Origin of the sequence: Pelomonas cellulosilytica (genome assembly GCF_021353265.1) — a bacterium.
Taxonomy (GTDB): domain Bacteria; phylum Pseudomonadota; class Gammaproteobacteria; order Burkholderiales; family Burkholderiaceae_C; genus Pelomonas; species Pelomonas cellulosilytica.
The window spans coordinates 59,469-76,586 of record NZ_JAJTWU010000009.1 but is presented as its reverse complement, the minus strand read 5'-3'; the positions used below and the strand labels follow the sequence as shown (position 1 = coordinate 76,586).

Below are 17,118 nucleotides of genomic sequence, written 5' to 3'. Positions count from 1 at the left end.
CCATGCCCAAGACGGTCCCGCCCACCTCCAGCCTGCTGCTCAAGCCGCTCGTGGCCGCACTGGCCGCGAGCCTGCCGCTGGTGACGCTCGCGCAGTCGCGCGTCACCGCGCCACCTCCACCGCCGCCGAAGACGCTGCCCGTGCCGGCCGCAGGCTGGCGCGTCTACGGCAACAAGCCCGAGACACAGGCGCTGCCGGCCATCAGCCTCGATGGCCGCGCCATGGTCATCCAGCAGAACAGCCAGCGTGCGATCTACGCCTGGCAGAGCTTCGACATCAGCGCCGACGCCTCGGTCACCTTCGACATGGCGCAGCCGGGCTCCAGCGCGCTGAACCGCATCGGCAGCGTCAGCCCCAGCCTCATCTTCGGCCAGCTCAAGGCCACCAACGGCGGCGAGATCCTGCTCTACAACCGCAACGGCATCCTGTTCGGCAAGGACTCACGCGTGGACGTGGGCGCTCTGATGGCCACCACGCTGGCCCCGAGCAACACCGACTACGCCAACGGCTTCGTCGCCAACATCACCGGCGGCAATCCGGCGCTGCGCTATGACGGCGCAGCCGCCGAATACGTCGACGCCAGGAACTTCATCCGCGTCGAGCCCGGCGCCCAGATCCGCACCGGCGAAGGCGGCCGCATCCAGCTCTACGCCAAGCGCGTGGAGAACGACGGCACTCTGGCCAGCCCGGGCGGCCAGGTGGTGCTCGGCGCGGGTGCCGAGGTGTTCTACAAGCTGCCGACGGCCGAGCCGCTGTACGCGTCGGAGACCAACCCCAACGTGCCTGCGCTGCGCGGCCTGCTCGTGGAAGTCGGGCGTGCCGACATGGCTACCGGCGCGGGGTCCGTCGACCACCACGGCACGATCGACGTGCCACGCGGCAACGCCACGCTGGTGGGCCTGGCCGTCAACCAGGCTGGTCGCATCAGTGCGACCACCAGCGTCTCGCAGAACGGCTCCATCCTGCTGCTGGCACAGGGCGATGCCGAAGCCGGCAAGGCGACCAGCGACCCCTCCTTCAAGCGCGCCACGGCCAGCGGCACGCTGACGCTCGCCGCCGGCAGCGTCACGACGATCACGCCCGACGACAAGGGCGCCGACGGCAAGCCGCTGACCAGCGACGACAACGCCAGCTTCACCCGCTCACGCCTGCAGTTCGCCGGCGCACTCATCGACGTGCAGGGCCAGGTGACGGCGCCCGGCGCGCAGGCCGAGTTCCGCGCGCTCGACACGCCCGACTTCCGCGACGGCCTGCTGACCGCCCAGCCCCTCAGCGCCATATCCGGCCGCGTCGTCATCGGCGGCAACGCGCGCATCGACCTGGCCGGCACGACCGACACCACCGTCAGCGCCGCGCGCAACTTCGTGACGACCGAACTGCTCGGCAGCAACGATCTGAAAGATGCGCCGCTCCAGAAGGACGGCCTGCTGTACCGCAACAAGGTCACGCTGGACATCCGCCAGGCGTCGCCCATCCTCGGCGACCTGGCCAACTACCGCACCGGCCTGCAGCGCAGCGCCAGCGAACGGCTGGCCAGCGGCGGCAACCTGCGCGTCATCGCTGGTGAGGCAGTGCTGGCCGCGGCCGGCTCGCGCATCAGCGTCGACGGCGGCAAGGTGACCTACACCGACGCCCTCGTCTCGCCGACGCAGCTGTTCAGCAGCACCGGCACCGCTTACACGCTGAACAACGCGCCCAAGGACCTGCTCTACACGGCCATCAGCAACGCCGGCACGAGCAAGGCGCGCTACGACCGCTGGGGGCCGATGGTCACCTACGGCAGCGTCGCGCCCGCGCGGCTGGAGAGCGGCTACGTGGACGGTCAGGCCGGCGGCAGCCTCACGCTCGTCGCGCCCACCGTCGTGCTGGACGGCGCCTTGAGCGGCGCCGTCGTGCAAGGCCAGCGCCAGCGGCTGGGGCAGGACGCGCTCGCCGCGGCGAGCCGGCTCGTCGTCGGCGCGCTGGTGCACGCCGGCGACTTCGGCAGCAGCAACTACCAGGGCCCGGTGCTGGGCCGCTTCGGGCTCGCCAGCGACGCCGCGCCGCGCCTCGGCGCCGACGCCAATCCCGCCTCGCTCGACGGCATCGCCTCGGGCCTGTCGCTCGCCACGCTGCGGTCGTCGGGCTTTGGCGCCGTCAGCATCACGGCAGTGGGCGACGTGACGCTCGGCGGCGACCTCGAACTGCCGGCACTCGGCACGCTGCGCCTGCAATCGGAGCGCGGCACCGTCGACGTGGCCGGCTCGGTGCACCTGGCCGGTGGTAACGTCACGCTGCGCAGCCTGCGGGGCGACGTGACGGTGGCGGAACAGGCGCATCTCGACGTGGCCGGCGCCTGGGTCAATGCGGCGCTCGACCCGCTGCTCGCGCAGTCGTCGCCCAGCGCAGCCATCACGGGCGGCCAGCTCAGCCTACAGGCGGGCGGCGACCTGACCATCGGCCGCGGCGGTGTCCTGGATGTGTCCGGTGGTGGCCTCGTGGCGCCCGGCGCGGCTTCCATCACGGGCGGCGCGGCGGGCAGCCTGACCTTGTCCGCCGGCCCGGATGCCGTCATTCCCGGCCCGGCCAGCACGTTGAAGCTCGCTGCGGAACTTCGCGGCTACTCGCTGACGCAGGGCGGCAGCCTCAGCGTCACGGCGCCGGCGCTGCGCTTCGGCAACGCCGACGGTGCCGCCGACGCGCCGGGCACGCTGCACTTGGCCGCCGACTTCCTGGACCGCGGCGGCTTCCAGAGCTTCGCGTTCAACGGCCGCGAGAGCCTCGTCGTCGACGCCGGCACCACGCTGGCGCCGCGGCTGCAGCTCTGGCAGCCCAACGCAGCCAGCCGCCTCGCGCCCAGCGCCACCAGCGCGGCCGGCCTGTTCACGCCGGGCCTGCAGACGCTGACACTGCCCAAGCCGGTCAACCTGAGCCTGGCCTCCGGTGGCTATGCGGCCGACTCGCCGCGCGGCGAGCTGACCGTTGCCGCCGGCGCCAGCATCTCGCTGGACCCCACGGCCAGCCTGAGCCTGTCCGCACGCCACCGGCTGCGCGTGGACGGCAGCCTCACGGCCCCCGGCGGCAAGGTGTCGCTGGCGCTGAGCGGCTCGGGCACGGCCGACATCGCCCGCTGGCTGTGGGTCAGCAGCACCGCCAGCATCGACGTGGCCGGCCTGCGGCAGCTCCAGCTCACAACCGACGGCCGGCTGACAGGCCGCGTGCTGGGCGGCGGCAGCATCAGCCTCACGTCGGCCGGCGCTGACCTGTCCTTCGCCACCAGCCTCGTCGTGCAGCAAGGCGCAAGGCTGGACATCAGCGGCGCCACCGGCCTGCTCGACGTGCGCGAACGCGCGGACAGCGGTGATCTCGTCACGCGCCAGCAGGTCGGCAGCGGCGCCGGCAGCCTGAATGTGCAGGGCAACGGCCAACTGCTGCTGGAAGGCACGCTGAACGCGCACGGCGGCCAAGGCCAGTCCGGCGGCAAGGTGCAGGTCACGCTGGGCGCCGGCCAGGCCGAGGACGGCCCCGCACCGCCTGTGATGGACCTGGCCCTCGCGGCTCGCGACGGCGCACTGACCGCCCAGCTGAAGGCCGGCGACCTCGGCAACGCCCGCAACACGCCGGTCCTGGCGCGCGTCGATGCGCCATGGCTGGCACGCTCCGGTGCCAGCGAACTCAAGCTCAGCGCGCGGGAGCGGCTCGCCATCGAGTCGGGTGTAGACCTGCAGCTGGACCGCGCGCTGGTGCTCGACGGCGAAGCACTGACGGTCAAACCCTCGACTACCGGCGAGACAGGCGCGCGGCTGTCGGCGCCTCTGCTGAGCTGGGCCAACACCAAGCCCGCACTGAACTACGGCCAGGGCCTGCAGCGCGCCGCGGCCGTGCCAACGGCCGGCACCGGCAGCCTGACGCTGCAGGCGAGCGAGCGGCTGGACCTCAGCGGCCAGCTGGCCACGCAAGGCATCGCGCGCCTGGACCTGGCCAGCGGCGGCGACCTGCTGCTGCAGCGCCCCAGCGCCGACCTCGGCACCGGCGCAGGCTTGGCGACGGCCGGCGACGTGACCCTGAGCGCGCGCCAGGTGTTCCCCGCCACCGACACCGCCTTCACAATCGACGCGACCGGCCAGCGCATCACCATCGCCCAGCCCGGCGGTGCCGCGCCGGACCTGCCCTGGAGCGCCGGAGGCCGGCTGACGCTGCGGGCCACCAGCATCGTGCAGGGCGGTCGGCTGCGCGCGCCTGAGGGCAGCCTCACGCTTCAGGCCAGCCAGAGCGTGCAGCTGCTGGACGGCAGCGAGACGTCGGTCAATGCCGACGGCCGCAGCTTCCTGTTCGGCAGCTGGAACGGCGAGCGCTGGTTCAGCCCGGGCAGCAAGTCGGGCCAGACGGCCAGCGCCGCGCCGGCCAAGGCCGTCTTGCTGGACGCCCCGACCGTCAGCATCGCGCCCGGCGCCAAGGTGGACCTCAGCGGCGGCGGGCGGCTGCTCGGCTGGCAATTCGTGGCCGGCCCGGGTGGCTCGACCGACATCTTCAGCGCCGCCGACGGCAGCTACGCCATCGTGCCCGGCGTGCAGAGCACCGGCGCGGCGGACAACTCGCTGCCCGGCCTGCCGGCACTGGGACGACAGATCCATTTCGGCACAGGCCTGACGCTGCCCGACGGCACCGTGCTTCAGGGCAGCTACACGCTGCTGCCCGCCCGCTTCGCGCTGCTGCCCGGTGCGCTGCTCGTGCGCCCAGCCGGCGGTGCCGCGCTGAGCCTGGGCCGCGCCATCCCCCGCGACGACGGCACGCTGACCGTGGGAGCCAGGCTCGGTCAGGCCGGCACCGCGGTGCTGGATGCGCTGACCAGCAACTGGCAAGTCCTGACCCCGGCGCAGGCGCGCCGCTATAGCGAGATCCGACTGACCGGCGCGGACGCGTTCTTCGGCGCGCTTGCGCAGCGCAACGACGCTGCCACGCCGGCATTCAACCGCGATGCCGGCGCCCTCGTCGTCACAGCCCAACAGGCCGACATCCGTGGCGCGCTGCGCCTGGCGGCCGGCACCTCGGCCGGCGGCGAGCCGGGCCGCGGCGGCAGCGCCTACTTCGGTGCGGCGGACATCCACGTCGGCGCCGGCACTGGCGGCACGCCTGGCGCGCTGCAGCTGGACCTGCGGCAGCTCGGCAACCTGGGTGTCGACAACCTGGTACTGGGCGCCGTCCCGCGTGACCTGCAGCAGCCCGGCTCGCTCGACGTGCGGGCGCAGACGCTGGCCGTCGACGCCGAGCCCGGCCAGGTGCTGGCAGCGCCCAACCTCGTGCTGGCCGCACGCCGGATGCTGGACATCGGAACCGGGGCCCAGCTGCAGGCCAAGCCCGGCAAGACCACCGCCACCGACTGGCGCGTCAACGGCGATGGCGCCGCGCTGCTGCTCAGCGCCACGACCGACAGCCAGTTGCTGCGCCAGGGCGCGACGCTCGCGGCCGGCAGCCTCGTGTTGCATGACGGCGCCGCGCTGCAGGCCACGGGTGGTCGCGTGCAGCTCGACGCCACAGCCAGCGCCATGCTCGCCGACTCGGCCCGCCTGAACGCCACGGCACTGGGCCTGGGCGTGCCACGCCTGCAGCTCGGCGGCACGCAGCCGTTGGCGGGCAACAGCCTGCTGCTCGGGCCGCAACTGCTCGCCCAGGCCGGCCAGGCGCAGGACCTGCTGCTGCGCAGCTACGACGGCATCGACCTCGTCGGTGGCGTGGACGTGGGCCAGCCCGATCTCGCCCGCCTGACGCTGGACACGCCGGCCCTGCGCGCCGCGGCAGCCGACGACCAGGCACACATCCAGGCCCAGCGCCTGGTGCTGACGAACACAACCGGCCGCACGGTGGCGAACGCGGGCGGCGCGGGCGGCATCACGCTCGCCGGCGCCGGCACGCTGCAGATCGGCCCTGGCGGCCAGGCCTGGCAGGCCGCTCAGACCACGCTCGCCGCACCCGGCGGCGTGCTGCTGGCTGGCGACAGCCAGATCACGGCCACGGGCGGCGTGACGGCGGCCACACGCGCCGTCACCGCCAGCGCCGAGGGCACGGCGCCGGCAAGCAGCCAGTGGAACGTGCAGGGTGCCCTGCAGCTGGCGAGCGCCATGAGCGACAGCCCCACGCCGACGCGCGGTACCGCGGCCCAGCTCGCGCTGACGGCGCAGACGATCGCCATCGCGACGGACATTGACTTGCCCGCCGGCCAGTTGACGCTGGCGGCCGATGGCGACCTGCGTATCGACGCGGGCCGGCTCAGCGTGGCCGGCCGCAGCGACACCATCGCCAGTGGCAGCCAGAGTGTGCGTGCCGATGTCACCGCCGGCAGCCTGACGGCCACCAGCCACAGCGGCAGCCTCGTGCTCGGCCGCGCGGCGCAGCTGGACGTTTCCGCCGCCGGCGACGGCGACGCCGGCCGGCTGAGCCTGAACGCCCCGGGTGGCGCACTGACACTGGACGGCCAGCTGCGCGCGGCGGCCTCCGCCACGGCCGTCACACCGGCCAGCCTGACGCTCGACAGCCAGGCGGCCGTCGACCTCGGCGCGCTGTCCTCCGCCATCGCAAATGCCGGCAACCGGGCGTTTGAGCAGCAGATCGCCGTGCGCAACCGCGCTGGCCACCAGCTGCTGCCCGCCACCGCCAGCCTGGCGGCACGCTCGCTGGAACTCGACAGCGACCAAGGCAGCCTGACCGTTGCCGGCCGTCTCGTCGCGCTGGCGTCACCGACCGGAGGCGGCCAGATCCAGCTCAACGCGGGCCAGGACGTGGTCATCGCCTATGGCGCCCAGCTCGTAGCCCGAGGCGCCAGCGGCAGCGCCGTTGATCCCAGCCGCATCGCGCTGAACAGCAGCGCCGGTGTGCTGCGGCTGCAAGGCGGCAGCATGGACCTCGACGGTGGCGCGCTGTCGCTGCGTGCGCTGCGCGACGGCCAGGCCGTGAAGATCGAGGCGCTGCAGACGCGCCTGGAACAGGTGGGCAGCGTCGACATCGAGGCCGTCAAGGTCTACGGCGACGTGACGCAGTTGCTGGACGAGTACAGCGCTCCAACGCCGACAACCGCACCGACAGCCGCGCCCACCGTGGCGCCGACGCCGGCGCCCACCACCGGCCCCGCACCAACGCCTGGCCCGGGCCCTGCCCCGGTACCCACGGACCCCGACCCGTCGGCCGGCAACGGCGCCACCACGGGCGGAACCAAGCCTCCGCCACCGCCGCTGACGCAGCCGCCCTCGCCCACGGCGGCGGCGGCCGCGCCGACCCGCCAGGCGCTGGACGCCACCGGCACGGGGTCCGCCCCCACCGACCCCTCGTCGGGCAACGGCCCCAGCACCGGCGGCGTGCAACCGCCCCCCGCACCGGTTACGCCGTCTTCGGCCCCAACCGCCGCACCGACGGCTGCACCCACGGCAGCGCCAACGTCGGCGCCCACCGCTGCGCCCACACCTGCACCCACGACGGCCCCGTCACCCGCCCAGCCCTCGACCGGCAATGGCCCCAGCACCGGCGGCGTGCAGCCACCGCCTCCACCGCTGACCCCGTCCTCCGCGCCCACCGCCGCGCCGACGCAGGCGCCGACGGTCGCCCCAACACCCGCGCCGACGGTTGTGCCCACGCCCGCACCGACCACCGCACCGACCACCGCACCCACGCCGGCGCCCACAACCGCACCGACACCGTCCCAGCCGTCGACCGGCAACGGCCCGAGCACCGGCGGCGTCTTGCCACCGCCTCCGCCGATGACGCCGTCCTCGGCACCCACAGCTGCTCCGACGGCTGGCCCGACCACGGCGCCCACGCCCGCCCCCACTGCGGCGCCAACACCGGCCCCGACGCCTGCGCCCACACCCGCACCGACCACCGCACCCACGCCTGCGCCCACAAGCGCACCGACACCGTCCCAGCCGTCGACCGGCAACGGCCCGAGCACCGGCGGCGTCTTGCCACCGCCTCCGCCGATGACGCCGTCCTCGGCACCCACAGCTGCTCCGACGGCCGGCCCGACCACGGCGCCCACGCCCGCCCCCACTGCGGCGCCAACGCCTGCACCGACACCCGCACCGACGCCGGCTCCCACGCCGGCGCCGACCACCGGGCCGGCACCATCGCAGCCGTCGACCGGCAATGGCCCGAGCACCGGCGGCACCAAGCCGCCGCCGCCGCCGTTGTCGCCATCGCCAGCGCCAACGCCAACGCCCCGGCCCAGTGAGCCGTCCAACGGCAATGGCAACACCACCGGCGGTGTCAAGCCGCCGCCCCCGCCGACGACGCCGTCGTCTGCTCCGACCGCCGGGCCGACATCCGCGCCCACCGCGGCGCCCACGGCCGCACCTACGCCGGCCCCCACGCCAGCCCCCACGGAGCCACCGACGCCAGCGCCAACGGCCCCACCAACGGCCGCACCGACCCCGGCACCAACACCGGCGCCGACGCCGGCGGGGCAGCTCACGCTGGCCACCGTCGCGGCGGACAACCAGGCCTTCATGGGCGACGCCCAACAGACGGCTGAGGTCATCGCCGCGCGCCTGGTCGCTGCCCAGCCCGGGCTGTCGTCGGTCGTGCAGGTGCGGCCGGGCGTCGAGATCCAGGCCGCTGGGGACCTGCTGCTGTCCGCCGACTGGCGGCTGCCGACGCTCAGCGCCGCGCAACGCAGCGCCGCCCCTCACGCCGCCGAGGCCGCACTGACCCTGCGCGCCGCCGGCGACGTGAAACTGCAGGCCAGCCTCAGCACTGGCCTGCGTGAATCGCCCACCAACGCCGGCGAGTGGGTCGCCACATCGACCCGCGCCGGCGCCTTGCGAATAGCCGCGGGTGCTGACCTCGGCGCCGCCAACCCGCTCGCCACGCGAGGCGCCGTGAGCGCCGGTTCGGTATTGCTAGGCAACGGCGACGCCGGCGCCCCCGCGGTGCAGCTGCGCAGCAGCACGGGTCGCATTGAGCTGGCCGCCGCCCAGGACATCCGCTGGCTCGACGACCGCGCGACGGTCGCCACGCTGGGGGTGCCGGTCAGCGTGACCGCCGAGCCGGCGACGCCCGCGGCCAACGACGCGCCGCGGGCCCGAGCCACCGCGGCCGATGGCACCGACGTGCCCGCCGCCAATCTGCCGTCTGACGGCAACGGTCCAACGACCGGCGGCGTGCGGCCGCCGCCTCCGCCGGGCAGCAGCGGCGCCCCGGCGCCCAGCCCCGCACCATCGCCGGCCCCCACGCCGAGCCCGACGCCGGCACCCGACACGCCGGACCCGCTGCCCACGACTCCCTACACCTCGCTGCTGGAGAGTCTCGGTACGGCGCTGGACGCCTCCGGCTTGCTGCCGTTCAGCCAACGCGGTGCGGCCATCCGGCTGACGGCCGGCCGCGACGTCGTGGGTCGCGCCAGCACGAGCCAGCAGCTCTATGCCACCGGCTGGTTGTGGCGGGCCCGCGGCGCGCTGGACGAGACGACTGCCTGGTTCGCCCGCACCGACCTGTTCTCGCAGGGTGTGGCCACGTTCGGCGGCGGCTCGGTGCAGGTGCAGGCCGGCCGCGACGCGGTGCAGGTGCACGCGGCTGCCGCGAGCTCGGGCTTCCTGGCTGACGCGAGCAGCACGGCCAGCAGCGACCTGCCGCGTGGCCTGCAGCAGTTCGGCGGCGGCAGCGTCGCGGTACGGGCCGGACGCGACGTCGTCAGCGGCCAGTTGCTGGCCTCGCGCGGCATCGACGTGTCCGCCGGCGGCAGCGTACGTCAGCAGACAGATGCCGACACGAAAACCGATCCGGGCCTGCAGCTGATTTACCAGGACGGCGCGCTGCGCGTGCAGGCCGGCGGCGACGCCACGCTGGCCAGCGCCCGCAACTTCGCGCTGACGCTGCCATCACGCGCCAACACCGGCGCGCTCGGCGAGGGGCTGGCCCTACCGCTGCTGGATGCGCACGCGCAGCTCTTTGTGCAGAGCGCCGCCGGCACGGCAAGCTACCTCGGCAGCGGCCAGCCACTGGAGGTGGGCGGAGGTGGCGAGACGCGTCCGGGCCAGGTCGTGCCGGTGGACGTGCGCCTGCTCGCGCCGCAGGGGTCGGTGAACGCCGACAACCTATGGCAATGGAGCACGGCCGCCGACCCGCTACAGGCGCGCACCTGGATCGCCGGGCGCGACGCGGTCAGCGTCGGCCACTTGCAGGTGCTGGCGCTGGGCGAGCCCCAGGCACCGGCCGCCACCACACTGAATAGCCTGGTGGACACGACGCAAGCCAACGGTGCCGTGCTGACCGATGCGCAGCGCGCCACACGCAATGCGCTCGGCCAGGCCACGCTGGACACCAGCAAGCGCGGCCCGGCACTGCTGCTGTCGTCGGGCGACGACGTGACGTTGTCGGACAGCGTGTCGGCCCGACCGGTGTCAGCTGCAGCCGGCCGCGACGTGCGCCTGGCCAACGTGCAGGTGCAGCACCAGCCAGCCGCCGACAACGCCCCCAGCGAGCTGACGCTGCTGCAGGCGGCGCGCGACGTGCGCTTCACGTCGGGCGTGGGCCTGGAGTTAGCCGGGCCGGGCGACGTGATGGTGCTCTCCGGCCGGGACATCGATCTCGGAACCAGCACGGGCATCGTGGCGCGCGGCAACCTGTCCAACAGCACACTGCTGCCGCAGCAAGGCGCGCGCATCACCGTCGTCGCGGGCATGAGCGCCGACGGCGATGACTACGCCCGTGCGAGCGCCGCGGGATTCCAGGTACTGGGCGCCTCGGGCCTGACCGGCAAGCTGGGCCAGGCCTGGGTGCTGCTCGGCGGCAGCGGCTCCGCCGCGGCATTCGATCTGGCCTCGCCGGACCAGCAGCTGGACCTGCTACGACAGCGCTTCGGCGCAGCGACCGTGGACCGGTGGGCGGCCGAGCAGGTGCGTGCGCAGCCGGCGCGCGCCGAAGCCGGCGACCAGCGAGCCCGCATCGCCGCGCTGCTGGGCAAGCCGGTAGACGACCCGGCCGTGGCCGCGGAGGCCGCGAAGCAGACGAACCTGCTGCAGCCGGCCTGGGCGGCCCTGAGCGACGAGGCGGCGCTGGGGCAGGCCGCAACGCTGAGTGCGGCACAGCAGTCGCTGTTGGTCAGCCGCGTACTGATGAACGGCCTGGCGCAGCAGACGCTGGCGGCGCGCAGCACAGCGCTGGCGCAGCTGGCCGCGTCGGCCGACGTTGCCAAGCTGGCCGACTACGTGACACTGATGGGCGGCCAACGACCGACGGACGCAGCCGACACGCTGCGCCGCTTCGAGGCCCTGCCGCTGGAGCGGCGCATCCCGTGGCTCAACCGTGTATTGATGGGTGAGCTGCGCAGCGCCGGCCGCGCCGCGGCCGTGCTGGACGGCGACGAGCGCTGGGCGGCCTATGCGCGTGGCTACCAGGCGGTCAACCTGCTGTTCCCGCTGGGCGGCGCCGCGGCACGGCCGGTCGCACAGGTGCGCATGCCTACCAGCCAAATCAAGACGCTACAGAGCGCCGACATCACGCTGCTCAACCCGGGCGGCGGCGTCAATGCCGGCGAGGTGACAGCCGGCAACAAGGCACCGACGGAGCTGGGCATCGTGACCGTCAACGGTGGCGACGTGTCCGCCGTCGTCGCCGGCAACTTCGACGTGAACCAGTCGCGCGTCTTCACGATCGGCCAGGGCAACCTGCTGATGTGGTCGTCGGCCGGCAACATCGACGCCGGCCGCGGCGCGAAGACAGTGACCGGCGCGCCGGCGCCCGTGCTGCGGCTGGACAGCGCCGGCAACCTGGTGTTCGACACGTCAGGCTCGTTCAGCGGCTCGGGCATCGCCGTGCTGTCGGCCGGCAACGACCTGGACCTGTACGCGCCGACCGGCGAGATCAATGCCGGCGAGGCGGGCATCCGCTCCAAGGGCAATGCGTTCCTCGGCGCGGAGCGGCTGGTCAATGCGAACGACATCCAGGTGTCAGGCGCGCGAGCGGGGGCGACGTCGGAGGTCGCGCTGTCGGTGCCGATCACCGTGCCGTCCACGCCCACGGGCGCGGCCCAGGCCGCTGCGGCGGCAGACACCGACAAGGACAAGGACGAGCGCCGTCGCCGGCGCCGCAACCTGCTACTGGAGTTCCTCGGCTTCGGCAGCTCGTGATTGAAGAAAGACAACCATGCGCAAAGCACTCATCGCCCTCTCGCTCGCCGCCCTGCTGCCCGCCACCGCCAACGCGTGGTGGAACGCCGACTGGACCGAGCGCGCCAAGATCACGTTGAACACCTCCGCCCAGGGGCTGGAGACGAAGGAAGCGGCCAGCGGCGTAGCAGTGGCCGTGCGCCTGCACAGCGGCAACTTCGACTTCACCGCCGCCAAGGAGGACGGCAGCGACCTGCGCGTGGTGGCTGGCGACGACAAGACGCCGCTGAAGTTCAGCATCGAGCGCTTCGACAGCGTCAACGAGCTGGCCGTGCTGTGGGTGCAGCTGCCCAGCGTGCTGCCGGGCAGCGACAAGAACGTCTTCTACGTCTACGGCGGCAATGCGAAGGCGCCGGCCGAGGGCAATGACAGCGGCTTCGACCCGGCGACGGTCATCGCGCTGCACTTCAGCGACAAGCCCGCCGGCGCGGACCAGCTGGGCGCCGTCAAGCCGCAGGGGCCGCTCGTGACCGAGCCCAACGGTCTGCTCGCGGCGAGCGCCCGGCTGAGCGGCGAAGCGATCACGTACGCGCTGTCCGACAAGCCGGTGGTAGACGCCGGCAACCAGCTGACGGTGAGCCTGTGGGTCAAGCTCGACGACGTGCAGCACGCCACGCTGGTGAGCTGGGGCGGCCTGACGCTGAGTGTGAACGACGGCAAGCTCGTCGCCCGCGCCGACAAGGCCGCGGTGAGTGGCGGCGACGTGCCCGTGGCGCGCTGGACGCAGGTCGCGCTGCGCCTGGGCCTGGGCAAGGCGACGCTGTTCGTCAACGGCGCGCAGGTGGCGCAGGGCGATGCGGCCACGCCGGCGCTGGGCAGCACGCTGCGCCTGGGTGAAGGCACCAAAGGGCTGATGGACGAGGTGCAGGTGGCGGCCGCGCTGCGCAGCGCCGACTGGATGGCCATCGCCGCCGGTGCGCAGGGCGCGGAGAGCAAGCTCGTTGCCTCGGCCCGCGAGGCCAAGGACGGCGCCAGCGCCGAGGGCGGCGAGAGCCACGGCTACATGGGCATCCTCGTCAAGAACCTGACGGTGGACGCGTGGGTCGTCATCGTCATCCTGGGCGTGATGTTCGCGATCGCGGCGTGGGTCATGGTCAGCAAGGGCGTGCTGGTCAGCAAGGTGGCGCGGGCGAACCGCAGCTTCGTGCTGCGCTTCCGCGAGGCGAATGAGGAACTGCTGAAGCTGGAGACACACGCACCGCACCCGGAGTCGCCGATCTACCGCCTCTACCAGGCCGGCGTCCGCGAGCTGGCCAAGCGCAAGGTGGGCGAGGCGGGGGCCAAGCCGCTGTCCGGCGCGTCGCTAGACGCCGTGAAGGCCTCGGTCGATGCCGACTACGTGCGCGAGAACGCGCAGCTCAACTCGGGCATGGTGCTGCTGACCATCGCCATCTCGGGCGGCCCGTTCTTGGGCCTGCTGGGCACGGTCGTGGGCGTGATGATCACATTCGCCGCGATTGCCGCCGCGGGCGACGTGAACGTCAACGCCATCGCCCCGGGCATCGCCGCAGCGCTGCTGGCGACGGTGGCGGGCCTGGGCGTCGCGATTCCGGCGCTGTTTGGCTACAACTACCTGGCGGCGCAGATTAAGAACGCGACGTCGGACATGCAGATCTTCATCGACGAGTTCATCACTCGCGTGGCCGAGCTGTACGGCTCGCACTGAACCCAGGATGACCTCGGGAGACCGCTATGGCCGGTGACGTCAAGAGCGACAACCAGCCCTACGACGACATCAACGTCACGCCGATGCTGGACCTGGCATACGTGCTGCTGGTCGTCTTCATCATCCTGACGACGGCGTCGGTCCAGGGCGTCAAGGTGAAGTCGCCCGAGACGCTGGCGGCCAACAACCTCGCCAAGCCTCAGACGCGCGCGATCACGATCACCGCGGACGGCGGCGTCTACCTGGACGCCTATCCGGTGGACATGACGCAGCTGCAGTCGACGCTGGCCCAGTACAAGTCGGCGAACCCGTCGCTGCCGGTGGTGCTGAAGGCGGATGCGGCGGCGCAGTACGAGAAGGTAATGCAGGTGCTGGAGGTGGCCAAGAAATTGGACATCACCGAAATCGGGTTGGTGACGAAGCGGGTGGTGGCGGAATGAACACGTGTTCCGCTGTTGCTAGTTGCTTTGTCTTGATGGCGAAGCCCATGCCCGGAGTTCGCCCCGGCACCCCCGTGTCGCGTCAAGCCGCAGCAGCGCACAACCAAACAAATCGGAGCGTCTGACCAATGCAAGTCAACCAAGACGCCAAACCCTACGACAGCATCAACGTCACCCCGATGCTCGACCTGGCCTACGTCCTGCTCGTCGTGTTCATCCTGATGACCACCGCCAGCGTGCAAGGCCTGAGCATCACCATGCCCAAGCCCAGCAACAAACCCAGCACCGAGAAGCACGACTTGAAGATCGTGCAGGTCATGCCCGACGGCGCCGTGCTGCTCAACGGTGTGGGTGTTTCACTGCCCGAGCTGGAAACCCAACTCCAGGCCGCCAAGCAGCGCGACGCGCAGATGTCCGTCGCGATCAAGGGCGATGCACGTACGCAGTACGCCAGCGTCGTGGCCGTCATCGACCTGTGCAACAAGCTTGGCGTGAACATGGGCCTCGTCACGTCGCGCATCGGGACCTGACATGAAGCCGATGCACGCCAAGCTCCTCACCGCCGTCGCCTTCGTGCTGCTGGGCATTGCCGTGTGGTGGGGCGTCACGCACATGAAGGCCGAGGCGCCCAAGCGGCAGGTGGCCAAGATCGCCATCCTGCCGGACACGCCCCCCCCGCCGCCCCCACCGCCCAAGGACGAGAAGAAGCCCGAGCCGCCGAAGGAAGAGCCCAAGCAGGTCATCCGTGAGGAGCAGATCAAGCAGGCCGAGGCGCCCAAGCCCGCCGAGTCGATCAAGATGGAAGGCGCGGCCGGCGACGGGCCCAGCGCGTTTGCGGCGGGCAGCGTGTCCAAGGAATACGCCGGCGGCACGCCCACCACCGGCCCCGGGGGCGGCCCGGCCGGCACGGCTGCCGACCGCGCCGCCGAGCGCTTCTACGCCAACACGGCCCGCCAGCTGCTGCAGAGCGAGATCGAGCGGCACCTGAAGGCCGACGCCGAGCCACTGACCGCCACCTTTGCGATCTGGCTGGACAAAGACGGCGCCATCCAGCGCTTCGAACTCAGCCCCAGCGGCAACGATGGCAACGACAGCGCGCTGCGTGCCGCGCTCGACGAAACCCGCCGCCAGTTCAAGTTGCCACCGCCCCCGGCGCTGGCCCTGTCACAGCCGATGCGCTTTCGCCTGAGCGTGCGGCCCCAGGCCTAACTCAACGCCCCCATGAAACCCATCCTCCCGATGCTGACTGCCGCCCTGCTCGCGGCCTCGCTGCCCGCCCACGCCGACACGGCCGACAAGGAAGAGATCGCCCGCCTGCGCGCCACGACGCAGGCGCTGATCGACGTGCTCGTCGCTCAGGGCCTCATCACGCGTGACAAGGCCGAGGCCATCCTGAAGCAGGCCCAGGCCAGCGCCGCCGCGCCCGCCCCGCAGCCTCAGGCCGACGCGAGCAAGCCCCATGTGCTGCGCATCCCCTATGTGCCCGAGACCGTGCGCCAGCAGATGCGCGACGAGATCAAGGCGGAGGTGCTGGCGCAGGCCAAGGGCGAGCGCTGGGGCCAGTCCGATGCGATGCCGGAATGGACGGGCCGCATCAAGGTCAGCGGCGACCTGCGCGTCCGTGCGCAAGGCGAGTTCTTCGACAAGGACGCCAACGTGCCGGCCGAGGTCTACCGCGCGCAGACCGCCTCGCCGGCCTGGGCGCCCGACCTGACCAACACCACGACCGACCGCCAGCGCCTGACGCTGCGCGGCCGGCTGGAGGTGGATGCCCGCTTGAGCGACCAGGTGCTGGCCAGCGTGCGCATCGCCACGGGCGGCACGGGCAACAGCGCCACGTCCACGTCACAGACGCTGGGCAATGACTTCAACCGCTACACGCTGGGACTGGACCGCGCCTACATCCGCTGGCAGCCGCCGCTGTTCTTCAACGGCGTGTCCGCGGACTTCGGTCGCATGCCAAACCCCTTCTTCAGCACCGACCTCGCCTGGCCGGACGACCTCGCCTTCGACGGCGTGGCCGCCAAGCTGAGCCAGGCCTTCACGCCGCAGCGAGGCCTGTTCGCCACCTTCGGCGTGTTCCCGCTGGAGGAGCTGAACCTGTCCACACAGGACAAGTGGCTGCTGGGCGGACAGGTGGGCGGCGAGGTGGACCTGGCGCGCGGCGTGCAGTTCAAGCTCGGCCTTGCGGCCTACGACTTCCGCCACATGGAAGGCCAGCGCGAGAGCAACCCGCCGCCCGGCGGCCCGAAGAACGGCGCGACGAACTACTTCGCGTCGCAATACGCGGCCGGCCTGCGGCTCAAGGGCAACACGCTGATCAACCTGAACGACCCCACCAGCACAGCCTCGCCGACTTGGGGGCTGGCGAGCAAGTTCCGCCCGGTCAACCTGACGGCCAGCCTGCAGCTCGACGGCGTGCTGCCCGTGCCGGTGGGCCTGACGCTGGACTGGATCAAGAACACCGGCTTCGACCGCAAGGACATCGAGGCCCGAGCCGGCGTGCCGCTGACGGACCTGCGCGAGAAAACGATGGCTGCGCAGGCGCGCATCCAGATCGGCTCGCCCAAGCTCACCCGCCGCGGCGACTGGCAGGCCTTCACCGCTTACCGGATGGTGCAGCGCGATGCGTGGATCGACGGCTTTACCGACACGACCTGGCATCTGGGCGGCACAAACTACAAGGGCTGGAGCCTGGGCGGCAACGTCGGCCTGGACCGGAACTTCTGGCTCAGCGGTCGCTGGACCAGCACACGCAACCTCGACGACGGCGTGCGCTTCCTGGCCGTGCCGGGCGATCCGACCTCACTCAGCGGCAACCTCAGCAGCGCACCGCTGCGCATCGAGGTCTTCCAGCTCGACTTGAACGCGAGGTTCTGAC

6 protein-coding genes are annotated in these 17,118 nt (G+C 72.4%); all 6 read left to right on the top strand.

The window, feature by feature from the left end:
* Positions 1 to 2 precede the first annotated feature (2 nt).
* The 6 genes from LXT13_RS21315 to LXT13_RS21290 all read left to right on the top strand — a co-directional run bounded on the left by LXT13_RS21315 (position 3) and on the right by LXT13_RS21290 (position 17,117).
* Complete coding sequence (locus LXT13_RS21315) at positions 3 to 12,092, top strand: filamentous haemagglutinin family protein (protein WP_233374329.1); 12,090 nt, start codon at positions 3 to 5, stop codon at positions 12,090 to 12,092.
* 16 nt (positions 12,093 to 12,108) lie between these two features.
* Positions 12,109 to 13,797: a DUF2341 domain-containing protein gene (locus tag LXT13_RS21310; RefSeq protein ID WP_233374328.1), complete on the top strand. Its 1,689-nt coding sequence runs from the start codon at positions 12,109 to 12,111 to the stop codon at positions 13,795 to 13,797.
* Between the two features lie 26 nt (positions 13,798 to 13,823).
* A complete protein-coding gene (locus tag LXT13_RS21305) occupies positions 13,824 to 14,237 on the top strand; it encodes an ExbD/TolR family protein (protein ID WP_233374327.1) in 414 nt (137 codons plus the stop codon).
* A 128-nt stretch (positions 14,238 to 14,365) separates the two neighbouring features.
* Positions 14,366 to 14,767 (top strand): ExbD/TolR family protein, encoded by a 402-nt coding sequence (locus LXT13_RS21300; RefSeq protein ID WP_233374326.1) that lies wholly within the window; start codon positions 14,366 to 14,368, stop codon positions 14,765 to 14,767.
* 1 nt (position 14,768) lies between these two features.
* A complete protein-coding gene (locus LXT13_RS21295; RefSeq protein WP_233374325.1) occupies positions 14,769 to 15,446 on the top strand; it encodes a TonB C-terminal domain-containing protein in 678 nt (225 codons plus the stop codon).
* Positions 15,447 to 15,458: 12 nt separating this feature from the next.
* The gene (locus LXT13_RS21290) at positions 15,459 to 17,117 is read left to right on the top strand and encodes a putative porin (RefSeq protein WP_233374324.1); all 1,659 of its coding nucleotides are present in this window, start codon (positions 15,459 to 15,461) and stop codon (positions 17,115 to 17,117) included.
* The last annotated feature ends 1 nt before the right edge of the window (position 17,118 follow it).

Coding starts and splice junctions, on each gene's coding strand:
- LXT13_RS21315 (WP_233374329.1), top strand. CDS start 3: ATGCCCAAGACGGTCCCGCCCACCTCCAGCCTGCTGCTCAAGCCGCTC.
- LXT13_RS21310 (WP_233374328.1), top strand. CDS start 12,109: ATGCGCAAAGCACTCATCGCCCTCTCGCTCGCCGCCCTGCTGCCCGCC.
- LXT13_RS21305 (WP_233374327.1), top strand. CDS start 13,824: ATGGCCGGTGACGTCAAGAGCGACAACCAGCCCTACGACGACATCAAC.
- LXT13_RS21300 (WP_233374326.1), top strand. CDS start 14,366: ATGCAAGTCAACCAAGACGCCAAACCCTACGACAGCATCAACGTCACC.
- LXT13_RS21295 (WP_233374325.1), top strand. CDS start 14,769: ATGAAGCCGATGCACGCCAAGCTCCTCACCGCCGTCGCCTTCGTGCTG.
- LXT13_RS21290 (WP_233374324.1), top strand. CDS start 15,459: ATGAAACCCATCCTCCCGATGCTGACTGCCGCCCTGCTCGCGGCCTCG.